At 67.5% G+C, this 23,895-nt stretch carries 16 protein-coding genes; 15 read left to right on the forward strand and 1 reads right to left on the reverse strand.

Going from position 1 to position 23,895, the window contains the following annotated elements; all coding sequences use genetic code 11:
- Positions 1-48 precede the first annotated feature (48 nt).
- From gltB to AC3WT6_RS06310, 15 genes are all read left to right on the forward strand, one after another.
- Positions 49-4,521: a glutamate synthase large subunit gene (gene gltB / locus AC3WT6_RS06240; RefSeq protein ID WP_492652698.1), complete on the forward strand. Its 4,473-nt coding sequence runs from the start codon at positions 49-51 to the stop codon at positions 4,519-4,521.
- 14 nt (positions 4,522-4,535) lie between these two features.
- Positions 4,536-5,954: an FAD-dependent oxidoreductase gene (locus AC3WT6_RS06245; RefSeq protein WP_492652699.1), complete on the forward strand. Its 1,419-nt coding sequence runs from the start codon at positions 4,536-4,538 to the stop codon at positions 5,952-5,954.
- A gap of 7 nt (positions 5,955-5,961) precedes the next feature.
- Entirely contained in the window at positions 5,962-6,504 is a 543-nt protein-coding gene (locus AC3WT6_RS06250) for a CcdC protein domain-containing protein (protein WP_492652700.1), read from the forward strand.
- A gap of 42 nt (positions 6,505-6,546) precedes the next feature.
- Complete coding sequence (locus AC3WT6_RS06255; RefSeq protein WP_492652701.1) at positions 6,547-6,897, forward strand: phage holin family protein; 351 nt, start codon at positions 6,547-6,549, stop codon at positions 6,895-6,897.
- A gap of 83 nt (positions 6,898-6,980) precedes the next feature.
- Entirely contained in the window at positions 6,981-8,087 is a 1,107-nt protein-coding gene (tal, locus tag AC3WT6_RS06260; protein WP_492652702.1) for a transaldolase, read from the forward strand.
- The gene (locus AC3WT6_RS06265) at positions 8,084-8,713 is read left to right on the forward strand and encodes a YceH family protein (RefSeq protein WP_492652703.1); all 630 of its coding nucleotides are present in this window, start codon (positions 8,084-8,086) and stop codon (positions 8,711-8,713) included. The genes tal and AC3WT6_RS06265 overlap by 4 nt, the downstream gene beginning before the upstream one ends.
- A gap of 156 nt (positions 8,714-8,869) precedes the next feature.
- The gene (locus AC3WT6_RS06270; RefSeq protein WP_492652704.1) at positions 8,870-11,926 is read left to right on the forward strand and encodes a parallel beta-helix domain-containing protein; all 3,057 of its coding nucleotides are present in this window, start codon (positions 8,870-8,872) and stop codon (positions 11,924-11,926) included.
- Positions 11,927-12,050: 124 nt separating this feature from the next.
- Entirely contained in the window at positions 12,051-16,040 is a 3,990-nt protein-coding gene (gene hrpA, locus AC3WT6_RS06275; protein ID WP_492652705.1) for an ATP-dependent RNA helicase HrpA, read from the forward strand.
- A 44-nt stretch (positions 16,041-16,084) separates the two neighbouring features.
- Entirely contained in the window at positions 16,085-16,384 is a 300-nt protein-coding gene (locus AC3WT6_RS06280) for a type II toxin-antitoxin system CcdA family antitoxin (protein ID WP_492652706.1), read from the forward strand.
- A gap of 1 nt (position 16,385) precedes the next feature.
- Positions 16,386-16,691: a CcdB family protein gene (locus AC3WT6_RS06285; RefSeq protein ID WP_492652707.1), complete on the forward strand. Its 306-nt coding sequence runs from the start codon at positions 16,386-16,388 to the stop codon at positions 16,689-16,691.
- Entirely contained in the window at positions 16,691-17,401 is a 711-nt protein-coding gene (pyrF, locus tag AC3WT6_RS06290) for an orotidine-5'-phosphate decarboxylase (protein ID WP_492652708.1), read from the forward strand. Before AC3WT6_RS06285 ends, pyrF begins: the two co-directional genes overlap by 1 nt.
- A complete protein-coding gene (gene hemE / locus AC3WT6_RS06295; RefSeq protein WP_492652709.1) occupies positions 17,398-18,459 on the forward strand; it encodes a uroporphyrinogen decarboxylase in 1,062 nt (353 codons plus the stop codon). The genes pyrF and hemE overlap by 4 nt, the downstream gene beginning before the upstream one ends.
- Before the next feature lie 61 nt (positions 18,460-18,520).
- Complete coding sequence (gene yihG / locus AC3WT6_RS06300; RefSeq protein ID WP_492652710.1) at positions 18,521-19,435, forward strand: 1-acylglycerol-3-phosphate O-acyltransferase, YihG family; 915 nt, start codon at positions 18,521-18,523, stop codon at positions 19,433-19,435.
- An 85-nt stretch (positions 19,436-19,520) separates the two neighbouring features.
- Positions 19,521-21,896: a penicillin-binding protein 1A gene (locus AC3WT6_RS06305; RefSeq protein ID WP_492652711.1), complete on the forward strand. Its 2,376-nt coding sequence runs from the start codon at positions 19,521-19,523 to the stop codon at positions 21,894-21,896.
- A complete protein-coding gene (locus tag AC3WT6_RS06310; protein ID WP_492652712.1) occupies positions 21,896-22,510 on the forward strand; it encodes a hypothetical protein in 615 nt (204 codons plus the stop codon). The genes AC3WT6_RS06305 and AC3WT6_RS06310 overlap by 1 nt, the downstream gene beginning before the upstream one ends.
- A gap of 72 nt (positions 22,511-22,582) precedes the next feature.
- Here the strand turns inward: AC3WT6_RS06310 and AC3WT6_RS06315 are convergent, their stop codons facing one another.
- Complete coding sequence (locus AC3WT6_RS06315; RefSeq protein ID WP_492652713.1) at positions 22,583-23,875, reverse strand: citrate synthase; 1,293 nt, start codon at positions 23,873-23,875, stop codon at positions 22,583-22,585.
- Positions 23,876-23,895: the final 20 nt, after the last annotated feature.

Consider the following 23,895-nt stretch of genomic DNA (forward strand, 5'->3'; position numbering starts at 1 on the left):
CCTGCGGCGAGGGTCTCGCCGCCCCGAGTTTTTTTTGTGGGATTCGCAATGACCCAGTCGCAAGACCAGGCAGTAGGTCTCTACCGACCGGAATTCGAGCGTGACAGCTGCGGATTCGGTCTGATTGCCCAGATGGACGATGTGGCCAGCCATGACCTGGTCAAGCGGGCGATTAAAGGCCTGGAGCGGATGACCCACCGTGGTGCCATCGCCGCCGACGGCAAGACCGGCGACGGCTGCGGCCTGTTGATGAAGAAGCCGGATCGCTTCCTGCGCCGCGTCGCCCGCGAGGCCGGCATCGAGCTGGGCAGCGCCCAGTACGCGGCCGGCAACCTCTTTCTCTCCCCCGACGAGACCAAGGCCGCGCGCGAGCGCGCGGTGCTGGCCGAGGCCTGCGCCCATCACGGCCTGAACCTGGTCGGCTGGCGGGTGATGCCGATCAATCCCGATGCTTGCGGTGAAGAGGCGCGGGCGGTGCTGCCGCGCTTCGAGCAGGCGTTCGTGGCCGCGCCGGCCGGGCTGCACAAGTTCGAGTTCGAGTTGAAGCTGTTCAAGGCCCGCCGCCGCGCCGAAAAGCTGCTCACCGCCGAGGACGACAGCGAGTTCTACGTCACCTCGCTGTCCTGCCGGGTGATCGTCTACAAGGGCTTGCTGATGCCCGAGTGGCTGGAGAGCTTCTACCCGGACCTCGCGGCGCCGGACATGGAAAGCTCGATCTGCGTCTTTCACGAGCGCTTCTCCACCAACACCATGCCGAAGTGGCGGCTCTGCCACCCCTTCCGCTTCCTCGCCCACAACGGCGAGATCAATACCATCAGCGGTAACCGTGCCTGGGCGCAGGCACGCGCGCCGAAGTTCCAGTGCGCGGCGCTGCCGGACATCCACGAGCTGACCCCCTTGGTGGGCCTCAAGGGCTCCGACTCCGAGAGCCTGGACAACATGTTCGAGGTGCTGCTCGCGGGTGGCATGGACATGTTCGCCGCCTTGCGCGCGCTGATCCCGCCGGCCTGGCAGAACGTCGAGGATCTCGACGCCGACCTGCGCGCCTTCTACGAGTACAACTCGCTGCAGATGGAGCCCTGGGACGGTCCTGCCGGCGTGGTGCTGACCGATGGCCGCTACGCCATCTGCGCCACCGACCGCAACGGCCTGCGTCCGACCCGCTACGTCATCACCCGCGACCGCACCATCGTGCTGGCCTCGGAAATCGGCGTGTCCGACTTCGACCAGTTGCAGGTGGTGGAGAAAGGGCGGCTGTCGCCCGGTCAGATCCTGGCCATCGACACCGATACCGGCTCGCTGCTGCGGCCGGAAGACATCGACCGCATGCTCGCCAACCGCCAGCCCTACAAGCTCTGGCTGAAGAACGGCAGCAAGCGCCTGGAAGCCAGCCTCAGCGAAGACCCGAACTCGCTGGACAAGCTGCATCCGGAAAGCGTCGCGATCTACCAGAAGCTCTTCAACCTCAGCTTCGAGGAGCGCGACCAGATCCTGCGCGTGCTTGCCGAGAGCGGCCAGGAAACCATCGGCTCGATGGGTGACGACACGCCGTTCGCGGTGCTCTCCGAGCAGAAGCGCTCGCTGTACGACTACTTCCGCCAGCAGTTCGCCCAGGTCACCAATCCGCCCATCGACCCGCTGCGCGAGCAGATCGTGATGTCGCTGGAATGCTCGCTGGGCGCCGAGGGCTCGATGTTCGGCGAGACCGCGCAGCGCGCCGAGCGCCTGCTGGTGGACTCGCCGGTTCTGAGCGAAGGCAAGTTCAAGAAGCTGCTGGCGCTGGATGATCCGCGCTACAGCCACGAGCTGATCAACCTCAACTACGACCCCGCTCTGGGCCTGCAGGCCGCGCTCAACGCCGTTTGCGACAAGGCGGTGGCGGCGGTGCGCGGCGGCAAAGTGGTGCTGGTGCTGTCCGACCGAGCCATCGACCGCGATCACCTGCCGATCCCGGCGCTGATGGCGGTGGGCGCGGTGCAGCACCGGTTGATCCACGAGGAGCTGCGCTGCGATTGCAACATCATCGTCGAGACCGCGACCGCGCGCGATCCGCACCACTTCGCCTGCCTGATCGGCTACGGCGCGAGCTGCGTGTACCCCTATCTCGCCTACGCCTCGCTCTACGAGATGGCGCGCAATGGCGAGATCAAGGGCAAGGACCCGGCCGACCTCGCGCTCTACTACCGCAAGGGCATCAACAAGGGTCTGTACAAGATCATCTCGAAGATGGGCATCTCGACCATCGCCAGCTATCGCGGTGCGCAGCTGTTCGAGACGGTGGGCCTTTCCAGCGCGGTGGTCGATAGCTGCTTTGCCGGCACCGTCAATCGCATCCAGGGCGCGACCTTCGAGGACCTCGAAGCCGAGCAGAAGGCGCTCGCCCACGAGGCCTGGATCGCCCGCAAGCAGCCCAGCCACGGCGGCCTCTACAAGTACGTCGAAGGCGGCGAATACCACGCCTACAACCCCGACATCATCCGCACCCTGCAGACCGCGGTGAAGGAAGGCGACTACGGCGTCTACAAGAGCTACGCCAAGCTGGTCAACGAGCGGCCGGTGGCGGCGCTGCGCGACCTGTTCAAGCTCAACGTCGCCGCGCAGCCAATCCCGCTGGATCAGGTCGAGCCGGTTGAGAGCATCCTCAAGCGCTTCGACTCGGCCGGCATGTCGCTGGGCGCGCTCAGCCCGGAGGCGCACGAGGCGCTGGCGATCGCCATGAACCGCCTCGGCGGCCGCAGCAACAGCGGCGAGGGTGGTGAAGACCCGGCCCGTTACGGCACCGAGAAGACCAGCAAGATCAAGCAGGTCGCCTCCGGCCGCTTCGGCGTGACACCGGCCTATCTGGTGAATGCCGAGGTGCTGCAGATCAAGGTCGCGCAAGGTGCCAAGCCCGGCGAAGGCGGCCAGCTGCCCGGCGACAAGGTCAACGAGCAGATCGCCAAGCTGCGCTACGCCAAACCCGGCGTGGCGCTGATCTCGCCGCCGCCGCACCACGACATCTACTCCATCGAAGACCTCGCGCAGTTGATCTTTGACCTGAAGCAGGTCAATCCGCAGGCGATGGTCAGCGTGAAGCTGGTCAGTGGTCCCGGCGTGGGTACCATCGCCGCCGGTGTGGCGAAGTGCTACGCCGACCTCATCACCATCTCCGGCTACGACGGCGGTACTGGCGCCTCGCCGGTGACCAGCGTCAAGTACGCCGGTACGCCCTGGGAGCTGGGTCTGTCCGAGACCCATCAGACCCTGCGCATGAACGGCCTGCGCGACAAGGTCCGCGTGCAGACCGACGGTGGGCTCAAGACCGGCTTCGACGTGGTCAAGGCGGCCATCCTCGGCGCCGAGTCCTTCGGCTTCGGCACCGCGCCGATGGTGGCGCTGGGCTGCAAGTACCTGCGCATCTGCCATCTCAACAACTGCGCCACCGGTGTCGCGACGCAGAACAAGGTGCTGCGCCTGAAGCACTTCATCGGCCTGCCGGAAATGGTGATGAACTATTTCCGCTTCGTCGCCGAGGAAACCCGCGAGTGGCTGGCCCTGCTCGGCGTGCGTAGCCTGCAGGAGCTGATCGGCCGCACCGACCTGCTTGGGCTCGCCGAGGGCAAGACCGACAAGCAGCGGCATCTCGACCTGTCGCCGATCCTTTCGGCTTCGGGAATGATCCTGCCCAGTGCGCAGTTCTGCACCGGCCCCAACCCGCCCTTCGACCGCGCCGAGCTGGCCGAGCAGATGGTGCGCGACGCGCTGCCGGCCATCGAAGCCAAGTCTGGCGGCGAGTTCCACTACCAGGTCAACAACACCACGCGCTCCATCGGTGCGCGGCTGTCGGGCGAGATCGCCCGCCGCCACGGCAATCTCGGCATGGAAGGCGCGCCGATCACCCTGAAGCTGACCGGCACCGCCGGCCAGTCGCTGGGCGTGTGGAATGCCGGCGGTCTCAACATCGAGCTGGAAGGCGATGCCAACGATTACGTTGGCAAGGGCATGGCCGGCGGTCGCATCGTGGTCAAGCCGCCCAAGGGCGTGCGCTTCAAGACCCAGGATACCGCGATCATCGGCAACACCTGCCTGTATGGCGCCACCGGCGGCACCCTGTACGCGGCCGGCACGGCGGGCGAGCGCTTCGGCGTGCGCAATTCCGGCGCCACCGCGGTGGTGGAAGGCTGCGGCGACCACGGCGGCGAATACATGACCGGCGGCGTGCTGGCGGTGCTCGGCAAGGTGGGTGTGAACTTCGGCGCCGGCATGACCGGCGGCTTCGCCTACGTGCTCGACCAGCAGCGCAACTTCGTGGACCGCTACAACCACGAGCTGATCGACATCCACCGGGTCATCTCCGAGAGCATGGAAGGCCATCAGCACTACCTGCGGGCCCTGATCAAGGACTATGTGGCCGCCACCGGTTCGGCCTGGGGTCAGACCATCCTCGACGACTTCCGCGACTACGTTGGGCGCTTCTGGCTGGTGAAGCCGAAGGCGGCTGATATCGGCTCGCTGCTGACGGCCATCCGCGCTGCTGCCTAACAGGACGAACCCCCATGGCCGCCAAGAACGCAATGCAGTTTCTCGATATCTCGCGCCAGGACCCGAAGAAGGTCCAGGCCGAGGTGCGCATCCACGACTTCCGCGAAATCTACGGACAGTTCCCCGCCGATCAGGCCGGCTCCCAGGCCGGACGCTGCCTGTCCTGCGGCAATCCGTATTGCGAGTGGAAGTGCCCGGTGCACAACTACATCCCCAACTGGCTGAAGCTGGTGGAGGAGGGCAACCTCTTCGCCGCCGCCGAGCTTTCGCACCAGACCAATTCGCTGCCGGAAATCTGCGGCCGCGTCTGCCCGCAGGACCGCCTCTGCGAAGGTGCCTGCACGCTCAACGACGGCTTCGGCGCGGTCACCATCGGCAGCATCGAAAAGTACATCTCCGACGAGGCCTTCAAGCAGGGCTGGCGGCCGGACATGAGCAAGGTCGTGCCCACCGGGAAGCGCGTCGCCATCGTTGGCGCCGGCCCGGCCGGCCTGGGTTGCGCCGACGTGCTGGCGCGCAATGGCGTCACTCCGGTGGTGTTCGACAAGTACCCGGAGATCGGGGGCCTGCTCACCTACGGCATCCCGCCGTTCAAGCTGGAAAAGGACGTGGTGAAGAACCGCCGCGCCATCCTCGAACACGAGGGCGTGGAGTTCCGCCTCAACACCGAGATCGGCAAGGACATCGCCTTCGACGCGCTGCTCAAGGACTACGACGCGGTGTTCCTGGGCATGGGCACCTATACCGCCATGAAGGGCGAGTTCCCGGGCGAGGATCTGCCCGGCGTGGTGCAGGCGCTGCCGTTCCTGATCAGCAACATCCACCGCATCATGGGCAGCGAGCAGAGCCCGGCCGACTTCATCGACATGAAGGGCCAGCGAGTGGTGGTGCTGGGCGGTGGCGACACCGCCATGGACTGCAACCGCACCTCGATCCGCCAGGGCGCCGACAGCGTGACCTGCGTCTATCGTCGCGACGAGGCGAACATGCCCGGCTCGCGCCGCGAAGTCGCCAACGCCAAGGAAGAGGGCGTGGAGTTCCTGTTCAACCGCGCGCCGGTGGAGATCGTCGGCAAGGGCAAGGTCGAGGGCGTGAAGGTGGTCGAGACCCGTCTCGGCGCGCCCGATGCCAAGGGCCGGCGCAAGCCGGAAGTGGTTCCTGGCTCCGAGCAGATCATCCCTGCCGACCGCGTGGTGATCGCCTTCGGCTTTAGGCCCAGCCCGGCGCCCTGGTTCGCCCAGCACGCGCTGAAGTTGCACGACGACGGCCGCATGAAGGTGCACGGCGCGGTGCTCGCCAAGCACAAGTTCCAGACCGCTAACGAGAAGGTGTTTGCCGGCGGCGACATGGTGCGTGGCAGCGACCTGGTGGTGACCGCGGTGTTCGAAGGCCGCGAGGCGGCGCAGGGCATCCTCGACTACCTGGGCGTCTGAGCCGGTGATGCACCTGCCGGTGCTGGCGTATGCGGGGCCGCTGCTGGCCTTGAGCACCTACCGGCGCGTGCGTCGCAACATCGGCCGCCAAGCCTACCGGCCGCTGCGCCTGGCAATCCGCAGCGGCGTGATCGCCCTGATCTTTCTCGCCCTGCTGCGCTGGCCGGCGTTTGATTCGCAGCTGGCGCTGGCGATGGTGGCAGGCGCGGTCGCCGGAGGGCTGCTGGCGCGTCTGGGTGTGCGCCTGACCCGCTTCGAGACCCTGCCCGAAGGCCGCTACTACACGCCCAACACGACGCTGGGCGTCGGCCTTTCATTGTTGTTCCTGGCGCGTATCGGCTATCGCATGGTCGTGGTGCTGCCGGCCGTGCAGGCGGCCAGCGAGACCGGTGGCGCCGCCGCCCTGCAGAGTGCAATGAGCGGCTCGCGCAGTGTCTTGACGATGGCGTTGCTGGGTCTGGTGCTGGGCTACTTCTTTGCTTACTGCCTGGGCGTGCTGCGTCGTGGCCAGCAGACCGCCGCCCTTCCCGCCGAGCGCGCCGCCCCTTAAGGTGTTGACCTCGGCCGATCCCGGCCCTCGTGGAGCCTGGTGATGCTCAATCTCCTGCTGGTCTGGCTGGTCAATGCGCTCTGCCTCTTGGGCGTGGCGATGCTGGTGCCGGGTGTGCACATCACTGGCTTCGGTTCGGCGCTGATCGGGGCGCTGGTACTGGGCGTGGTCAACACCCTGATCCGTCCGGTGCTTGGCCTGCTGGCGTTGCCGATCACCATTCTGACTCTGGGGCTGTTCAGCTTCGTGCTCAACGCCGCCATGTTCGGCCTGGCCGCCTACCTGATCCGCGGCTTCGGAGTCGATGGCTTCTGGCCGGCGCTCTGGGGTGCGCTCGCGTACGGCTTCTTGAGCTGGATCGCCAACTCCATCTTGCTGCGCGAGCGAGACTGAGGAAGGTCGCGCCGGTTTCTACGGGGTGCGGTGGGCGTTATGCTCGCCACCCCGCCCACACCGTCGCCCCTGTTCCTCACGCCATGAGCCGCCTGCTAGCCGTCGCCGAACTGGGCCAATCCATCTGGCTCGACTACATCCGCCGCGATCTGGTCGAGACCGGGGCGCTGGAGCGCCTGATCGCCGAGGACGGCCTGCGCGGCCTCACCTCCAACCCGGCGATCTTCGAGAAGGCGATCGCCGGCAGCAGCCAGTACGACGTTTCGCTGGCCGGCCATATCCGTTCCGGGCAGCGCGATCCGGAGCAGCTGGTGGAGGCGCTGGCGATCGAGGACATCCGCCTCGCCGCCGATGCCTTTGACCGCCTGTATCGCGCGAGCGGTGGTCAGGATGGCTACGTCAGCCTGGAGGTGTCGCCGCGACTGGCCAACGATAGTGCCCGCACGCTCAGCGAGGCGCGTCGGCTGTGGCGGACGGTCGGGCGGCCCAATCTGATGATCAAGGTGCCGGGCACGCCGGCTGGGGTGCCGGCGGTGCGCCAGCTGATCGCCGAAGGCATCAACGTCAATGTCACCCTGCTGTTTTCGCGGACCGCCTACCGGGCGGTGGCGGAGGCCTATCTGGCCGGTGCCGAGGCCTGGCTCAAGAGCGGTGGCGATCCGGCCAAGCTGGCCAGCGTCGCCAGCTTCTTCGTCAGCCGCATCGATACCGCGATGGATGCCGCGCTGGGCAAGCTCGGTGGTGAGGCGATGGCGCTCAGTGGCCAGGTGGCGATCGCCAATGCCAAGCTGGCCTATCAGGACTATCTGGAACTCTGTGCCAGCCCGCGCTGGCAGGCCCTGGCCAGCCGCGGCGTGCGCCCGCAGCGCCTGCTCTGGGCCAGCACCGGGGTCAAGAATCCGGCCTGGCGCGACACGCTGTACGTCGAGGCGCTGATCGGCCCGGAGACGGTCAACACCGTGCCGCCGGCCACGCTAGACGCCTTTCGTGACCACGGCGTCGCCGTGCGCGGCCTGGATCAGGAGGTCGCATTCGCCCATACGGTGATGGCGGCGGTGGAGCGTCTGGGCGTCCCTTTCGAGGCGATCACTGAGCAGTTGAGCAGCGATGGCGTGCAGCTGTTCGTCGATGCCTGGAATCAGCTGCTCAAGGCCGTGGCCGGCAAGCGCGACGCCCTGGGGCAGGCATGAGTCCGCTGCTGCTGAGCCCGGCCGAGGCGCGGGTGCTGGCCTCGCTGGTGGAGAAATCGATCACTACCCCGGCCTATTACCCGATGACGGTCAATGCCCTGGTGGCAGCGGCCAACCAGAAGAGCAGCCGCGAGCCGGTGATGAGCTTGAGCGAGGGCGAGGTCGGCAACGCCCTGCTCAGCCTGGAGGAGAAAAACCTGGTCGCCCGCGACGACTCCAGCCCGCGCGCCACCAAGTGGCGGCAGAAATTCCAGCATCAGTTGCTGCTGAAGGCCAGCACCCAGGCGGTGCTAGTGACGCTGATGCTGCGCGGCCCGCAGACCACCGCCGAGTTGCGCGCCAATGCCGCCGCCCTGGCGGGGCCGGTGGAAGCCGAGGGCGTGCAGGCGGCGCTGGATGACCTCGCCGACCGCGCCCAGCCTTTGGTGCAGACCCTGCCACGGATGGCCGGGCAGTCGGCGGTGCGGCATGTGCACCTGCTCAGCGGCGAGCCCGATCTCAGTGCCCTGGCGGCCGCCGAGCTGCCTAGTCGTGGCGGCGCCAACGCGGGTCTGGAGGCGAGGGTGGCAGAGCTGGAGCAGCGTCTGGCCAGCCTGGAGCAGCGACTGGACGCGCTGGGCGGCTAAACGCCTGCAGCGCCGCGTCGCGCTGTCACCTTTAAGCAATATTTCTCGTTGGCGCCCCGCTGGTGCCTGCATAAGCTTAAACCCGGCCGGTGGGATTTCCCTGGCCGCTTATGACGCGCCCAGGGACTACGCGGGCGGGGATCCAAGGAGAGAGCCATGCTTCACCCAGGAATTCGAGTTGCTCCACGCCATCTGCTGACCGTGGTTCTGGCGCTAACGCTGGCCGCTTGCGGCGGCAGCAAGCCCGACGCGGGCGGCGACGACGGTACGCCGCCGCCTGCCGCGACGGGACGCACCTTCGTCATCAAGCCGGGTGCGACGGCCACCACCGACATGGTCGGCGCCATGATCCAGGCGGCGCCGGGCGACGTCATCGAATTCGGCTGCGGCTATTTCGAGCTCACCTCGTCCCTGCAGCTCACCAACACCGAAGACGTGCTGGTGAAAGGCTGTGGCAAGGACAAGACCGTGCTCTCGTTCAAGGGCAGCAATTCGCCGGAAGGCGTGCTGGCGGTCAATGTCCACGGTGTCACCGTGCAGGATCTGACCGTGCTCGACACCGGCGGTAACGGCTTCGAGCTGCGCGGTGTCGATCACGGCACCCTGCGCCGGGTGCGCGCCATGTGGTCCTCGGGCGGCGGTCGCCAGAGCGCCGACCCGATCACCGCTGAGAACTTCGCGGAGCGACTGAACGTACCCTGCACCGATCCGGCCAGCCAGGACCCCGCGGTGCCGGAGAATTTCCTCGGCGACACCACCTCGCCGGACTACACGGTGAGCAAGCTCTCCGGCCGCTATGGCATCTACCCGGTGGCTTCCGAAAACATCTTGATCGAGGACTCCGAGTCGATCGGCGCCTCCGATGCCGGCATCTACGTTGGCCAGACCAACAACGCGATCATCAAAAACAGCCGCGCGGCGTTCAACGTGTTCGGTTTCGAGATCGAGAACGTGCAGGGCGGCGAGTACGCCAGCAATCTCGCCGAGTGCAACACCGGTGGCTTCCTGATCTACGATCTCGACGGCCTGCGCCAGTACGGCGAGCGCTCGCGCATGTACGGCAACATCTCGCGCAACAACAACACCTACAACTTCACTTCCGGCGGCATCGTCGGCAGCGTGCCGGTCGGCACCGGCATGCTCACGCTCGCCTACGACCGCATCGACATCTTCGACAACACCTTCGAGAACAACAACACCGGCGGCATCATCCACGCCAGCTACGAGCTGTTCCCCGAAGGCGCCGGCCGGCCGGATGAAAAGCGCATCGACTTCTACACCGAGGGCGTGCGCATCTTCCGCAACAAGTTCATCAACAACGGCAACCATCTGCGTCTGCCCAGCAGCACGGATCTTTCCAATGGTGACGTCGCCCGCATCCTGCCCACGCTGGTGGGCCTGAAGACCCTCGCCGGCTGTCTGTTGCCGCAGGGGCTGACCACCTGCGTCGCCGCCGGCGGTCCGAACTTCCGTGGCGCCCACATCGTCTGGGACGGCCTGCTCGACAGCTACGACGCCGACTGCCCCTACCCGGTGGACGCCAATGGCGACCCGGTACCCAAGGATGCGCGAGGCAAGCCCATCCTCACCAACGAGGTGCCGAATCCGAGTTGTCACTACAACGCCTACAAGTTCGCGGCGGACGGTGAGCACGCGCGCATCACGCCGGACTGGTATGCGTCCTGCATCGACGACGACAACGAGTTCAGCAGCGACAGCCTGCGCTACAGCAACTTCCACGGCACCAAGGGTCTGGAAGCGGTGCTGGCGGTGGCGACCGCTGACCCCTCCGATCCGGTGGCGCTGCTCACCAATCTGCTGACGGTGAACCCGCTGGCGGTGCTGCAGTTCGCCGCCGACCTGGACGACAGCCCGCACCAGTGCAAGAAGGCCTACGGCAAGGAGCTGACGCCGCTGCCGGCGGTGGTGATCCCGCCCTTCGTGCGCAGTGGCGACTACGATCCGGCGCCGAGCGAGGCCCTGGTCGCCAAGCTCTGCGGCGCTACCGTCGGCAATGGCAAGGTCAACTTCGAAGCCTCCGGCGTGAACTGCCCGACGCTCGATCAGTACCACCTGTTCGCCGACGCGGAAGACCCGACCAGCACGCCCAACGGCGGCGGCGTGCCCTACTCGCTGAACAGCAAGCTGTTCTCCGACTATGCGGTGAAGTACCGCGTCGCCTACCTGCCGCCCGGCACCAAGGCGGTGTACCGCGACGCCGCCGGCGATGGCGCCAATGCCACCATCGTGTTCCCCTCCGGCACCATCATCGCCAAGACCTTCTCCTTCGCCGACGACAGCAAGGGCACCGAGACGCCGGTGGAAACCCGCTTGCTGATCAAGCGTGTCAACTCCAAGGGCGTCGCCCGTTGGGATGGCGTGCCCTATGTCTGGACCACCGACGCCACCACCGGCAAGCGGGTGGCCAAGCTGGCCATGGGCGGCGGCAGCGCCTCGGTGAGCTGGGATCACGTCGATGTCGATTCCGGCGTCAAGCACACCGGTTCTACCGCTGGCTATCTGATTCCGCACGCCAACCAGTGCCTGAGCTGCCACTCGCGCGAGGACTCCGAGCCGGGCGCGGCGCCGATCGGGCCGAAGGTGCGGTTCATGAACAAGCCCTACGCGCCGGAGTCGAAGAAAGTCAGCGGCCAGAGCCAGCACGAGGTGGCCGGCAAGAACCAGATCGCCTACTGGTGCAGCAAGGGTCTGATGGCCGGCTGCCCCAGCGACCTGGGCGTGGACAACATGAAGCAGATCGCCACCAAGCTGGAGCGCGTGCCGACCTACAACAAGCCCGGCGACTCCGGCTTTACCGCCAACTCCGCGCAAGACGTTGAAGCCCGCGCCCGTGCCTGGCTGGAGGTCAATTGCCAGCACTGCCACAACGTCAAGGGCTTCGCCGCTTCGACCGGCTTCTACCTCGACTCCCTGCGGCCGGTGGATGGTACCTACGGCATCTGCAAGCAGCCGACCGCGACCGGCCAGGAAGGCAAGGGCGGCCGTACGGTGGACTTCCATCCGGGCAGTTCGGCCGATTCCATCGTCGAGCACCGCATCGGTCCCACCGCCACCACGCCGGCTGCCCGCATGCCGCCGCTGGCGCGCAGCGTGGTCGATGAAGAGGGCCATGCCCTGGTCAAGCAGTGGATCGACAACGTGCTGGTCGCCGACGAGTCCAAGTACCCGGGCTCGACCAGCTGCGCCCAGTAAGCCGTAGCCCTCAAATCAGCCCGCTCCTGCCTGGTGCAGGGGCGGGCTTTCTTTTGGGCGCTGCATGGGCGCCCGGTGGCTCAGCCGGCATAATTCGCGCCCCGTCCCGTCTCCGCCTGTTCCGGTGCGCTTCGATCCCGAGTCCCTGCTGGTCCGCGATGCCGCGCAGTTCGCGCGGCAGATCGGTCGCGCGCAGGCCTCCGGCAAGCCGCTGGACGCCGCGCGTTTCGCCCGCGATCTGCAGGCGGCGCAGCAACGCGCCGCCAACCGTCGCGCGCTGCTGCCCAAGCAGATCCAGTGGCCGGCCGAGCTGCCGGTGGTGCAGGCCAAGGACGAGATCGCCGAGGCGATCCGCAAGCACCAGATCATCGTGCTCTGTGGCGAGACCGGCTCCGGCAAGACCACCCAGCTGCCCAAGCTCTGCCTGGAACTCGGGCGCGGCACGCGCGGGCTGATCGGCCATACCCAGCCGCGCCGGCTGGCGGCGCGCAGTGTTGCCAACCGTATCGCCTCGGAATTGCAGACCACGCTGGGCGAGCTGGTCGGCTACGAGACGCGTTTCGACCGCCGCGTCGGCGAGCGCACGCTGGTGAAGCTGATGACCGACGGCATCCTGCTCGCCGAGTTGCAGCACGACCGCGAGCTCAACGCCTACGACACCATCATCATCGACGAGGCCCACGAGCGCAGCCTCAACATCGACTTCCTGCTCGGCTGGCTCAAGCGCATTGCGAGCCGGCGGCCCGATCTCAAGATCATCATCACCTCGGCCACGCTGGATCCCGAACGGCTGTCGCGACATTTCAACAACGCGCCGATCCTCACCGTCTCCGGCCGCACCTATCCGGTCGACACCTATTACCGCGAGGTCGATCCCGAATCCGATCTGGAGGACAACGTCGCCTCCGCCATCGACGAGCTGTGGGGACGTCGCCCCGATGGCGACGTGCTGGTGTTCCTGCCCGGCGAGCGCGAGATCCACGGCCTTGCCCGCATGCTGCCCGGCCGCTTTCCGCATGCGGCGGTACTGCCGCTGTACTCGCGGCTGCCGGCCGCGCAGCAGGACCGGGTGTTTTCCACCGGTGGCCCGGCGCGCATCGTGCTCGCCACCAATGTCGCCGAGACCTCGGTGACGGTGCCCGGCATCCGCTACGTGGTGGACGTCGGCACCGCGCGGCTCTCCCGCTACTCGCCGCGCACCGGTGTGCAGCAATTGCAGATCGAGCCGGTGTCGCAGGCCGCCGCCAACCAGCGCGCCGGTCGCTGCGGCCGCGTCGCCGCCGGCATCTGCATCCGTCTGTATGCGGAAGAGGACTACCTCTCGCGGCCCCTGTTCACCGATCCCGAGATCCTGCGCAGCAATCTGGCCGGCGTGATCCTGCAGATGGCCTCGCTGGGCTTGGGCGATGTCGATGCCTTTCCCTGGGTCGATCCGCCCGAGAACCGGCACATCAGCGAGGGTTATCGGGTCCTGCACACGCTGGGGGCGATGGACGAAGAGCGCAATCTCACACCGCTTGGCAAGCAGTTGGCGCGGTTGCCGCTGGACCCGCGCGTGGCACGCATCGCGCTCGCCGGCAAGGAGACTTCCTGCGCCCACGAGGTCTGGATACTGGCCGCCGCGCTGTCGGTGCAGGATCCGCACGAGATGCCGCCGGAGTCGCAGACCCAGGCGCGCCAGAAGCATGCCGAGTGGCGGCATCCGAAGTCGGATTTCTTCACCCTGCTCAATCTCTGGAACCGCTGGGATGCGGCCGGCGAGAAAGCGAGCCAGCGGCAGCTGCGCAAGTGGTGCAAGGAGCACTACGTCAGCTACCTGCGCATGGAGGAGTGGGAGGCGGTCTACAAGCAGATCGTCGACATGCTTGAGCGTGAGGCGGCAGGCGTGAGGCGTGAGGCGAAACAGCAGGGTTTGACCCCTCACCCCTCACCCCTCACCCCTCACGGCGAAGATCGCCTCGAGGTGCTCTACGCCCCCATCCACCGTGCCCTGCTCACCGGGCTGATCGACCACATCGGCAACAAGCCGCCGGAGAAGGCCGAGTACCAGGGGCCGCGCGGCCGCCGCTTCAAGATCTTTCCCGGCTCGGCGCTGGCCAAGAAGGCGCCGCCCTGGCTGATGCACGCCGCCATCGTCCACACCAGCCAGGTGTTTGCACGCAGTTGCGCGGCGGTGGAGCCGGAGTGGCTGGCCGAGATAGGCGAGCACCTGGTCAAGCGCGTGCTGCACCACCCGGAGTGGAACGCGCAGCGCGGCGAGGTGACCGCCAATGAGCATGTCTCGCTGCTGGGCCTGCCGCTGCTCAAGCGGCAGCGCCACTACGGCAGCGAGGAGCCGCGCGAGGCCAGGACGATCTTCATCCGCGAGGGCCTGGTGCGCGGCGAGGTGCTGGGCAAGCCCGACTTCCTGAAGAAGAACCTGGCCCTGATCGAGGAGGTCCGCGAGAAGGAAGCCCGTCTGCGCCGCCCCGATCTGCTGGCCGACGAGTCGCAGCTCTACCGCTTTTACGATGCGCGCCTAGCGGAGGAGCTGTGCACGGTCGCGGCGCTCAAGGCCTGGCTGCACGGGGGCGCGGAGAAGGTCAGTGCCAAGCCGTCGGTGCCCTTGCCGAAGCCGATCGCCGTCGAAAGGCCGGAGCCCGCTGCGCCACTGGACTCGCTGGCCGCCTTGCGCGGTCTGCGGTCGGCCGTGGTTTCCGCCCCGCCGACGACTCCTGTCGCGGTGGCCGCCGGCTCCTCGCGCAGCGCGCTACTGACCATGACCGAGGCCGACGTGCTGCGTCCCGGCGCCAACGCCGATGTCGAGGACCTGTTCCCGGACTACCTCGACATCGCCGGACTGCGGCTGTCGCTGAGCTATCAGCACGATCCCGGCACCGATGCCGACGGCGTGAGTTTCCATCTGCCGCTGGCGCAGTTGTTCGCGCTGCCGGCCGAGCGCTTCGACTGGCTGGTACCGGGGCTGCTGGCCGGCAAGATCGAGGCGCTGATCAAGACCCTGCCGCAGCATCTGCGCCGGCTCTGTCAGCCGGCCGCCGAGTACGCCAACGCCATTGTCGAAAGCAGCCAGCCGGAAGGGCCCCTGCTGGAAGCCATCTGCGCCCGCTTCAAGGCGATGACTGGCGTGCAGCTGGAGCCGGCCGATTTCGCGCCGGAGAAGCTGCCCGCTCACTTCCGCCCGCGGCTGCTGGTCGAGGATGCGCGCGGCGAGGTGCTGGGCGAGGCCGAGGATCTGGCCGAGCTGCAATCGCGGTTCAGCGGCAAGGCGCGCAGCGCCTTCAATGCCGTCGCCGCGAAGAAGGCCGAGACCCAGCAATGGGTGCGCGAATCGCTGAGCGACTGGGATTTCGGCGACCTGCCGGCGGCGGTGAGCCTGCCGGGCGGTGCGCGTGCCGTGCCGGGCCTGAGCGTCGAGGGCGAGCGCATCGCCCTGCGGCTGTTCGAGTCCGAAGCCGCCGCCGAGGCCGCCCATGCCGCCGGCCTGCGCGCGCTGCTGCTGCTCAAGCTCGCCGACCGCGTGCGCGATCTCGCCAAGTCGGCGCGCAGCAAGCTGGCGCTGGCGCTCACCGGCACCCCGCACACGGTCGATGGCCTGGCCCGGGAGCTGGCCGAGCGCTGCGCCGAGGAGGTGCTGATCGACGGACCGGTGCGCAGCGAGGCCGCGTTCCGCGCCGCGCTGGAACGCCGTGGCCAGTTTTCGCAGCTGGCCTATCAGCGCCTGGACGAACTGGCCGCCTGGTTGAGTCAGGCCGCCGCGCTGCGCAAGGCGCTCAACGCCATCGCCAAGTCCTATCCCGAGGCCCATGCCGACGCCAGCGGCCAACTTTCCAGCCTGCTCGGCCCCGGCTTCGTCACCGCCATTCCGGCTGCGCAGTGGTCGCGGGTTGCGAGCTATCTGAAGGCGCTGGCGGTGCGGCTGGAGCGGCTGCCGCTCAAACCCCAGAAGGACGCCGAAGCCATGAAGCAGCTTGCCCCCTTGCAAGCGCGCCTGCCCGGCCCCTGGCACCCGGCGCGCTGGTTGCTCGAGGAATGGCGCATCGCCCTGTTTGCGCAGGAGCTGCGGGCGCAGGGTGCGCCGACGGCGGCGAAGGTCGAGGCGGCTTTGCGCGCATGAGTTGTGCGCATTAACATGCACAACCATCGTGTGGAGGGACTGTCATGACTGCCTCGCGCAAACCGGCCGCCAAGGTTCCGACCGCCCTTGTCCACGAACCCCAAGCCAGGACCTACGTCGTCGGCAAGCGCCGGCTCAACCTGAGCGTCAGCGCCGAGCTGATCGAGCGCGCCCGCGAGCAGGGGCTGAACCTGTCCAGCCTGCTCGAAGAGAGCCTGAGCGAGCGCTTGCGCAAGGCCGAAGGCGAGCGCTGGCTCGCCGAGAACGCCGAAGCCATCGCCCAGTACAACGCCCGCATCGAGCGGGATGGCCTTTGGCACAAGGGACTGACGCCGTACTACTGACATGACGCAGTTCGATGTCTGCCGTGCGCACGGCTCGGCCGGCGCCCCTTACCTGGTGATCCTGCAAGGCGACCTCGCGGCGCGGCTGGATACGGCGGTCGTGGCGCCCCTCTGGCCGCTCGAATCCCAGCCGATGCCGATCCGCAAGCTGCAGCCGATCGTCACCATCAAGGCCGGTGAGCACGTGCTTTCGGTGCAAGAGATGTTGTCGATTCCACGCAGCGCCCTGGGCGCGGTCGTGGACAATGTTCGTCATGAGCGGGCGGCGATCATCGCGGCCCTGGACCTCCTTTTCACGGGTTACTGATGCCTACCGAAATCCCCACCCACGAGCGTCTGATCTGCGCCCTCGATGTTCCCGACGCCGAGGCCGCCCGCGCCCTGGTGCGCCTGCTCGGCGACTCGGTCAGCTTCTACAAGATCGGCATGGAGCTGTGCATGGCGCCCGGCTTCTTCGAACTGCTGGACTGGCTCAAGGCCGAGCACAAGAAGGTGTTCGTCGATCTGAAGTTCTTCGACATCCCGGAGACGGTGGCGCGCGCCATCCGCAATCTCTCCGAGCGCGGCGCCGACTTCGCCACCGTGCACGGCAACCAGTCGATCATGGAGGCGGCCGCCAAGGCCAAGTCCGGCCATACCAAGGTGCTGGCGGTGACCGCCCTGACCTCGCTGGACCAGGGCGATCTCGACGATCTCGGCTTCAAGTGCGATGTCGCCGAGCTGGTGTTGTCGCGCGCCCGTCGTGCCTTGCAGGCCGGCTGCGACGGCGTGGTGTCTTCCGGGCTGGAAGTGCCGCGCCTGCGCCTGGAGGCGCCGCGCGAGCTGATCTGTGTGACGCCCGGCATCCGCCCGGTGGAAAACCGCGTCGAGGCCGACCAGAAGCGCATCGCCACCCCGGCGGCGGCGATCAAGGCTGGCGCCGATTACCTGGTGATCGGCCGGCCGATCCGCGATGCCGCCGATCCGCGTGCGATGGCGCAGGCGATTCAGCTTGAGATCGCCGGAGCCCTGACATGAGGACGCTCGCCAACGACCGCTTCCTGCGCGCGCTCAAGCGTGAAGCCGTGGACCGCACGCCGGTGTGGATGATGCGCCAGGCCGGCCGCTACCTGCCCGAGTACCGCGCCAGCCGTGCCAAGGCCGGCGACTTCATGGCGCTCTGCCGCAATCCCGAGCTGTGCTGCGAAGTCACCCTGCAGCCGCTGGACCGCTATCCGGGGCTCGATACCGCGATCCTGTTCAGCGACATCCTCACCATCCCCGACGCCATGGGCCTGGGCCTGCGCTTCGTCGAGGGCGAGGGGCCGGTGTTTGACCGGCCGCTGCGCGATGCGGCGGCCATCCGCGCGCTCGGCGTGCCCGACCCGGAGGGCGAGCTGCGCTACGTGATGGACGCAGTGCGCACCATCCGTGCCGCGCTCGGCGACCGCTGCCCGCTGATCGGCTTCGCCGGCTCGCCCTGGACGCTCGCCACCTACATGGTCGAAGGGCAGGGCGGCCAGGAATTCGCGCGCATCAAGAAGATGCGCTTCGACGCGCCCGAGCTTCTCCAAGAGCTGCTAGCCAAGCTGGCCGACAGCGTTGCGCTCTATCTCGAAGCCCAGGCCGCGGCCGGTGCCGATGCGCTGATGATCTTCGACACCTGGGGCGGCGTGCTCGACTTTGAAGGTTACCGGCAGTTCTCGCTGGGCCCCATGCGCCATATCGTCGCCCGGCTCAAGGCCCGCTTGCCGGACATCCCGGTGATCCTGTTCACCAAGAACGGTGGTCAGCAACTGGAAGCGATGGCCGACACCGGCTGCGATGCGCTGGGCCTGGACTGGACCACCGACATCGCCGCGGCGCGCGCGCGGGTGGGCGCCAGGGTCGCCTTGCAGGGCAATCTCGACCCGCTCTGCCTGCTCGCGAGCCCGGCGCGCATCCGCGAGGAGGTGGCGCGCGTACTGGCAGGCTACGGCCGTGGTCCGGGGCATGTCTTCAACCTGGGGCACGGCATCGTGCCCGGGGTGGACCCGGCGCACGCGGGGGCGATGATCGATGCGGTAGTGGAACTTTCGCCGGCATATCATCACTGAAAGGATGTCCAGCCTGACTCTAGATAAGGAGTCGCAGCTGCAGTCGTAGCGGAGCTCGCAGATGATCTCGATGTTGCTGCCGCCCTGGTTCGTCGGACTGTTGACCTTCGGGGCGATGTTCGTCGTACTGCTGTTCTGGTTCGTCGCGATGCTGCCGGGCATCCTGCTCAAGCTGCTGCCGGTCTACCGTTGGCAGCGCCTGGCCTCCCGCTACTGCGTCTGGATCGCCGGCAACTGGGTGGCCAGCAACCAGCTGATCCTGCGGCTGCTGCACGACGTCGCCAGCCCCAGCGCCTATGGCGAGGTCGACTTCCTGGGCCGCCTGGATCCTGGCAAGAGCTATCTGCTGCTCAGCAACCATCAGTCCTGGGCCGACATCCTGATTTTGTTCGACGTCTTCCACGCCAAGACGCCATTCCTGCGCTTCTTCCTCAAGCGCGATCTGCTGTGGGTGCCGATCATCGGCCTGGTCTGCTGGGCGATGGATTTTCCGTTCATGACCCGCAAGTCCAGCGCCGCCGACCGCGAAGCCACCCGCAAGGCCTGCGCGGTCTACCGTCACGACCCGGTGACGGTGGTCAATTTCCTCGAAGGCACCCGCTTTACCGAGGCCAAGCGCGTGGCCAAGCGCAGCCCCTATCGCAACCTGCTGCGGCCCAAGACCGGCGGGCTGGCTTACAGCCTCGACGCCATGGGCGAGCAATTCGCCGGGGTGCTCGACGTCACCGTCTGCTATCTGCCTACCGAGCGCAACCTGCTGTGGAGCTGGCTGTGCGGCGAGCAGGGCCATGTGCGGGTGGCGGTGGACCTGATCGCGGTGCCGGAGGAACTGCTGCACGGCGACTACGACCGCGACCCCGACTACCGCGCGCGCTGCCAGACCTGGGTGAACGGTCTCTGGCTGCGCAAGGACGCGCGCCTTCAGGCGTTGCGCCGCCGATCGCCGATTCCGGCACAGACCCCCGCGCACTCCTGAAATTTCCCGCCACCGTGGCCGCGGCTCTCCCGTGCACTCGGCTGGCGGGTGACAATGGCGCGCCGACCCTATCGGAACTCCCGCCTTGCGCTTCAATCAACTGAGTCTGTTTCAACGCGTCGGCCTGGCCGCGCTGGCCCTGCTGCTGGTCGCCGCCGTCGGTGTCGGCCTGTTCGTCTGGTCCAAGGTCTCGACCCTGGAAGCGCAGCTGCCTTCGGTACAAAGCCTGCGCGAGCCCAATCTCGGTGCGCCGCTGCTGGTGCTCAGCGCCGAGGGCAAGCGCATGGGTGAGTTCGGCGCCGAGCGGCGCTCGCCGTTGCGCTACGAGCAATTCCCCAAGCCGCTGCTGCAGGCCTTTCTGGCCGCCGAGGACGACCGCTTCTTCGAGCACAGCGGCGTCGATTTCTTCGGCCTGGTGCGTGCGGCGCTGAAGCTCGCCGCCACCGGCGAGAAGCGCCAGGGCGGCTCGACCATCACCATGCAGCTGGCGCGCAATGTCTTTCTCACGCCCGAGCGCAGCTACGAACGCAAGATCAAGGAGATTCTGCTGGCGCGGAAGATGGAGCGCGAGCTGGACAAGCAGCGCATCTTCGAGATCTATCTCAACCGCATCTTCCTCGGCAGCCGCGCCTACGGCGTCGCCGCCGCTGCCCACGTCTACTTCGGCAAGCCGCTGGACCAGCTGACGCTGGCGGAAACCGCGGTGCTCGCCGGCCTGCCCAAGGCCCCCTCGCGCGACAATCCTCTGGCCAACCCCAGCGCCGCCAAGGACCGCCGCAACTACGTGCTGCGGCGCATGCGCGAGCTGGGTTTCATCGACGAGACCGCCTACCGTCAGGCACTGGACGAGCCCCTGGTGGCGCGTGAGCACCCGCCGCAGGTGGAGGTGGAAGCGCATTACGTGGCCGAGATGGTGCGCGCGGCGATGTTCGAGAAGTACGGCGAGCAGGCCTACACCGCCGGCTACCGCGTCTACACCACCGTGCAGGCCGGTCGTCAGGAAGCCGCCAACGCCGCCCTGCGCAAGGCCCTGCTCGACTACGAGGAGCGCCACGGCTACGCCGGCCCCGAGACCAAGGCCGATCCGGAGCTGGTGGCGGCGCTGGAGCGCGGCAGCCCGGACCGCAACGAGGCAGCGCAGGCGCTGCTGCGCTCGCGCCCGCGCCTGGCTGATCTGCCAGCGGCCCTGGTGCTGTCCGCTAGCCCGGAACAACTGGAGGTGTACTCGCTGGAGCGTGGCGTCGAGAGCATCGACGCCAAGGGTTTCGCCTGGACCGGCAAAAAGTACAAGCTCGCCGCCGGTGACGTGGTGCGCATCCGCGCCAGCGGCGACAAGCTGCGGCTGGCGCAGAAACCGGACGTGCAGGGCGCTTTCGTGGCGGTGGAGCCGCAGGATGGTGCCATCCGTGCCCTGGTCGGCGGCTACGACTTCTTCGCCGGCAAGTACAACCGCGTCACCCAGGCGCGGCGTCAGGCCGGCTCCGGCTTCAAGCCCTTTCTCTACGCCTCGGCGCTGGCCAAGGGCTACACGCCGGCCTCGATCTTCCTCGACGCACCCATCGTCTTCGACGATCCCAACCTGGAAAGCGAGTGGCGGCCGTCCAACTACGACGAGGATTTCAAGGGCCCGATGCGCCTGCGCGAGGCGCTGGTGCAGTCGCGCAACCTGGTGTCGATCCGCGTGCTGCAGGCGGTGGGCATGGGCTATGCGCTCAACTACGCGCAGAACTTCGGCCTGGATAAAGCCCGACTGCCGCGTGACCTGACTTTCTCTCTGGGCTCGGCGGCGCTGACGCCGCTGGAGATCGCCCGTGGCTACGCCACCATCGCCAACGGCGGCTTTCTGATCGAGCCGTATTTCATCCACCGCATCGAGGACGGTCGCGGCCAGGTGCTGTTCGAGGCCAAGCCGGTACGGGCCTGTCCGGAATGCCCGGCGGAAATCACCGCCGGCGATCCCGCCGCCCAGCTCGCCGCGCGCACGCTCGATCCGCAGACCGTCTACATGCTCAACAGCATGCTGCACGACGTCGCGGTGCGGGGCACCGCCGCGGCGGTGAACGCGATGGGGAGGCGCGACCTGGGCGGCAAGACCGGCACCAGCAACGACGAGACCGATGCCTGGTTCAATGGCTATCAGGCCACACTCGCCGCCACCGCCTGGATCGGCTACGACACGCCGACGCCGCTCGGCCGTGGCGAGGTCGGTGGCCGCGCCGCGCTGCCGATGTGGATGGACTTCATGCGCGTGGCGCTCAAGGGCGTGCCCGAGCAGATCCTGCCGCGCCCCGAGGGCATGACCGATGTGCGCCTGAACCCGGAGAACGGCAAGCTGGCCTGGGAAGGCGCCGACAGGGTGATCTACGAGACCCTGCCGCTGGAGCGCCTGCCGCCGCAGGACGATGGCGCCATTCCTGGCCATGAGAGCGAGGCCGGGCCGGCGGCGCAGGATCTCTTCTGATGGGCCGCCGCGCGCAGGGCGGCGCCGGCGATCTGGCGCAGGAAGCGGCGCGCATCCTGGTCGAGGAGCAGCTCACCGACTACGGCCTGGCCAAGCGCCGCGCCGCCGAGCGCCTGGGTCTGTCCAGCCGCAGTGCGCTACCCGACAACGCCCGCGTCGAGGCCGAGGTGCTGGCCTACCAGCGCCTGTTCGGCGGCCGCGCCTACGCCGAGCGCCTGCGCCTGCTGCGGAAGACCGCGGTGCAGGCGATGAAGCTCCTGTCGGACTTCGAGCCACGGCTCAGCGGCGCGCTGGTGAGTGGCGCGATCAGCGCCGCGCATCGCGTGCAACTGCACTGCTTTCCCGACCAGCCGGAGCTGGTGGATGTCTTCCTGGCCGAGCGCGGCTTCACGGTGGACGACGACGAGCGCGACTACCGCTACGGCGATGGCCGGGTGGAGTCGGTGCCACTGGCCCGCTTTCAGGCCGGCGAGGTGGGTGTCGATGTCGCCCTGTTCGCCCCGGGGCAGGAGCGGCGAGCGCCGCTGGCGATTAGCAATGGCCGGCCGGCGCCACGGCTGAACCTGGCCGAGGCCGAGCGTCTGGCCGCCCTGGATGTGGAAACCCTGTACTGACCGCGGCAGATTGTTGCCGGACACAAAAAAGCCCGCCGGTAAGGCGGGCTTTTTCTTGTGCGGGCAAGTGGCTTAGCGCTGCGCCACTGGCACCACGTTGCGCTCGGCAGCACCGGTGTAGACCTGGCGCGGGCGGGCGATCTTCAGCGGGCCGTCGCCGACCATCTCGCTCCAGTGCGCGACCCAGCCGACGGTGCGGGCGACCGCGAACATCGGGGTGAACATGTTCACCGGGATGCCCAGGGCCTTGTAGATGATGCCCGAGTAGAAATCGACGTTCGGGTAGAGCTTGCGGGCCTTGAAGTAGTCGTCGTTGAGGGCGATCTCTTCGAGCTTCATCGCCAGTTCGAGTTTGGGATCGTCGATCTTCAGCGCCTTCAGGACCTTGTGGCACTCCTCGCGGATGATGGTCGCGCGCGGGTCGAAGTTCTTGTAGACGCGGTGGCCGAAGCCCATCAGGCGCACGCCCGAGGCCTTGTCCTTCACCTTGTCCATGAAGCCCTGCACGTTCTTCACGTCGCCGATCTCGTCGAGCATGTTCAGCACCGCCTCGTTGGCGCCGCCGTGGGCCGGGCCCCAGAGCGCGGCGATGCCGGCGGAGATCGCGGCATAGGGGTTGGTGCCGGTGGAGCCGGCCATGCGCACGGTGGAGGTCGAGGCATTCTGCTCGTGGTCGGCGTGCAGGATGAACAGCACATCCAGCGCCTTCGCCGCGATCGGATCGACGTGGTAGGGCTCGGCCGGCACCGCGAACATCATGTGCAGCAGGTTGCTGCAGTAGTCGAGGTGGTTCTGCGGGTACATGAACGGCTGGCCGTAGTACTTCTTGTAGGCCGCCGCGGCGATGGTCGGAATCTTGGCGATCATCCGGTGCGCGAAGATCTCGCGATGGCGCGGATCCTTGTTGTTGCCGGTGTCGTGGTAGAAGCCGGACAGCGAGCCGACCACGCCGGTCAGCATCGCCATCGGGTGGGCGTCGTAGTGAAAGCCGTTGAAGAAGCTCTTCAGGCCCTCGTTGATCATGGTGTGGCGGCGGATGCTCTGGTCGAAGGACTCCAGCGCCGTCTTGTTCGGCAGCTCGCCGTTGAGGATCAGGTAGGCGACTTCCAGAAAGCTGCAGTGCTGCGCCAGCTGCGCCACCGGGTAGCCGCGGTAGAGCAGCACGCCGGCGTCACCGTCGATGTAGGTGATCGCGCTCTTGGTCGAGCAGGTGGAGGTGAAGCCAGGGTCGTAGGTGAAGGCGCCGGTCTTGTCGTAGACCTTGCCGACGTCGAGGCCGACCGGGCCGAGAGTGCCGCCGATGGCAGGCAGATCGACCTTCTCCCCGGTGGCGTTGTTGACCAGGCTGTAGCTGACCTCACTCATCGCGTAGCTCCCAAATATCA

Source organism: Stagnimonas sp. FW305-C-60 (assembly GCF_058782965.1).